3 protein-coding genes are annotated in these 2,965 nt (G+C 65.9%); 2 read left to right on the top strand and 1 reads right to left on the bottom strand.

Annotated elements, in window-relative coordinates; all coding sequences use genetic code 11:
• The first annotated feature begins 156 nt into the window (after positions 1-156).
• Complete coding sequence (locus AWC16_RS00245) at positions 157-861, top strand: PE-PPE domain-containing protein (protein WP_085262835.1); 705 nt, start codon at positions 157-159, stop codon at positions 859-861.
• A gap of 5 nt (positions 862-866) precedes the next feature.
• On the opposite strand, the gene AWC16_RS00250 is transcribed toward AWC16_RS00245, so the two are convergent.
• On the bottom strand, positions 867-1,502 hold the full coding sequence (locus tag AWC16_RS00250) for a TetR/AcrR family transcriptional regulator (RefSeq protein ID WP_085262836.1): 636 nt from the start codon (positions 1,500-1,502) through the stop codon (positions 867-869).
• A 105-nt stretch (positions 1,503-1,607) separates the two neighbouring features.
• On the opposite strand from AWC16_RS00250, the gene AWC16_RS00255 reads away from it, so the two are divergent.
• Positions 1,608-2,864: a cytochrome P450 gene (locus tag AWC16_RS00255; protein ID WP_085262837.1), complete on the top strand. Its 1,257-nt coding sequence runs from the start codon at positions 1,608-1,610 to the stop codon at positions 2,862-2,864.
• Positions 2,865-2,965 lie beyond the last annotated feature (101 nt).

The raw sequence follows: 2,965 nt of genomic DNA on the forward strand, positions 1-2,965 counted from the left end.
GCAGTGTTTGCAAGAGCCAGGCACCAGGTGAGAAGAACCCAACCACCGCAACGCGGCACCGTCGACAGTGACACTGAATTTTGCACGGCGACGCGCCGGTCGGGGGCGTACAACTACGCACGTTCGGTTGCCGAAGCCAGTGATGGGGGTTTACAGATGTCCACGGTGTTCACCATCGACGGGGCGGGCTGGAGCGGCTTTCTGCGGTTCATGTGCCGCGGTGCCGTCACCAGGGGCAAGACCGTCAGACGCGTGAAATACCCCAACACCTACTTCGACGGGTTGCGCTATGTCCCGGCGGTCGCCGCGGTGCGACGAGGCGCGCAAGCCCTCGACGACATGCTGACCGCACACTTCAACGCTGGACCTGATGCCGACGACGTGCTGGTCTACGCGGTCAGCATGGGGGCGCAGGTTGCCTGCAAGTGGCTGCGCGAGCACGGGCCGACCTCCTCGGTCCCCGCCGACAAGGTGTCGTTTCTGCTGTTGGCCAACCCTGAACAGCCGTTCCACGGCATCTACCAGGCCGATCCCAAGCTGGTCACGTTCATGAAGCTGCCCGACTACGGCGGGGTCGGAGTGCCGCCGAGCACCCCGTTCGCGGTGACCGACCTGTGTCGCCAGTACGACGGCATGGCCGACTTCCCCAACCTGCCCGCCGCACAGGTGGACTCACTGGCCGTCTGGAACGCTCTGCTGGGACTGGTGACCGTGCACAACAACTATTTCCGGGTCAACCTCGAGAGCCCCGACAACGTCTGGGTCAGGCGCGGCAATGTCACCTACGTGTTCTGTCCCACCCGGCGTAAGAGGCGTCAGCGGATCGAGGGAAGCTACGACCGCTCGGCCTGGAGCTCGTAGTGCCGTTATTGCGGGGTTGATTCCAAGTACAGTGTGCCCCAGACAATTTCGGTCAGCGCAGTGGCGAGTTCGGCATCGTAGGCGGCGTCCCGGCCCGGTAAGTCCTGCTGGCAGGACCGCTCCACCATCCAGGTCAGTGCACTTGCGGTGGCGGCGACGGGCAACGCGCGGCGAATGGATCCGTCGGCCTGGCCGTCTTCGATGACCCGGGCCACCCTCCCGGAGATACCGGTCAGCAGCTCCCGGTAGGTGGCCGCCACCAGCGGGTCGTAGCCGGCCATCTCGCTGAGCGCGATCAGCAGCGGTTGGTGCCGTCGATAGCTGGCGATGATCGCGGCCATCGCAGCGCGGACATCGTCGGGATTGCGGCGGCTCGCCACGCCCCACCAGCGCTGCGCGCCGTCGGCGAGATCGCCGAACACCTGGCCGGCGAGTTGGCGCAGCAGGTGGCCCTTGTCCTCGAAGTAGATGTAGAAGCTGGCGCGCGACATCCCGGCCTCGGTGGCAAGTCGGTCCACGCTGAGTTCGGTGAAGCTGGCCCCTTCGCCCATCAGGCGCTCGGTGGCGTCGAGCAGCCGGCGCTCGATCTCCCCGCGCCGCTGCTGGCGGCTGGTCGGGGGCTTGCGGGTCACAGATGCCACGCGGTAGAGCCTAGCCGCCGATGCAACATCTTGACTAGACAATATGTCTAGTCATATTGTCGTCACGACCGACTGTGATCGGAGTCATAAGCCGAGGGAGGCCCCATGACAGCGTCCGCCACGATCCGCGGCTATGACCCCATCGACCTGTCCTCACGGGCGTTCTGGTCGGGCACCGCCGCCGAGCGGGAACGCTCGTTCGCGGTCCTGCGCGCGGAGCGCCCGGTGAGCTGGCACCCGCCGGTCGAAGACGCCATGCTCAACGATCCCGACGATCCGGGCTACTGGGCCGTCACCCGCCATGCCGACATCGTCACGGTGAGCCGCACCAACGAGGTCTTTCTGTCCGGCAAGGGCGTGCAGTTCGAGAATTTTCCCGCCGAGCTGCTGGAGACGACGCAGTCCTTCCTGGCCATGGATCCGCCCCGGCACACGAAGCTGCGCAAGTTGGCGACCGCGGCGTTCACCCCGCGGCAGGTCCGGCGCATCGAGGACTCGATCAAGGCCAGCGCCAAGGCCATTGTCGAAGAACTGAAGGCCGCCGGCAGTGGAGCCGACTTCGTCGACTACTGCGCCAAGGAACTGCCGTTGCGCACGCTTTCGGACATGATGGGAATTCCCGATTCCGAGCGGGCGCAGGTCGCCCACGCCGCCGACGCCCTGGTGTCAGCCAACGACCCGGTGTATCTGGACGGCCGAAACCCGTTGGAAGTCATGTTCGAAAGCGTGACGTATCTGCATCAGGTCGCGGGCACGCTGGCCGTGCAGCGTCGCGAGCGTCCCGGTGACGATCTGTTCAGCAGCCTGGTCAACACCGAGGTCGATGGTGATCGGCTCACCGATGCCGAAGTTGCGGCGTACTTCGTGCTGCTCGCGGTGGCCGGCAACGACACCACCCGCCAGACCACCAGTCATGCCCTCAAGGCGCTCACCGACTTCCCCGGGCAACGGGCCTGGCTGCTGGAGGATTTCGACCGGCGCATCGGGATGGCCGTCGAGGAGTTCATCCGCTACGCCACTCCGGTGATGACCTTTCGGCGCACCGCCGCAACCGATTACGAGCTCGGCGGCCAGACCATCCGGGCCGGCGACAAGGTGGCGATGTTCTATGCGTCCGGCAACTGGGACGAGGCGGTGTTCGACCAACCGGATCGGCTGGATCTGAGCCGAGACCCCAATCCGCATCTCGGTTTCGGTGGTGGCGGGCAGCATTACTGTCTGGGCACACACGTGGCCCGGGCCCAGCTGCGCGCCATCTTCGGCGAGCTGCTGCGCGAGCTGCCGGATATCGAGGCCGGTGATCCGGCGTACGTGGCGGGCAGCTTCATTCACGGCATCCGTGCCATGCCCTGCAGGTTCTGATCGGGCCCACTGGCGCGAGCGTGCATTGCTCCTATGTCAAGCAGCGGCGGCGTGGGGTGTGTGGTGTCGTGACTTCTCGTCGGTGTGGAGGCGGTTGTAGA

It is taken from the genome of Mycolicibacter longobardus (assembly GCF_002102265.1).
GTDB classification, from domain to species: Bacteria; Actinomycetota; Actinomycetes; order Mycobacteriales; family Mycobacteriaceae; genus Mycobacterium; species Mycobacterium longobardum.

Bases quoted from the DNA above. Each gene is read 5' to 3' on its own strand.
- AWC16_RS00245 (WP_085262835.1), top strand. From the start codon at position 157: ATGTCCACGGTGTTCACCATCGACGGGGCGGGCTGGAGCGGCTTTCTG.
- AWC16_RS00255 (WP_085262837.1), top strand. From the start codon at position 1,608: ATGACAGCGTCCGCCACGATCCGCGGCTATGACCCCATCGACCTGTCC.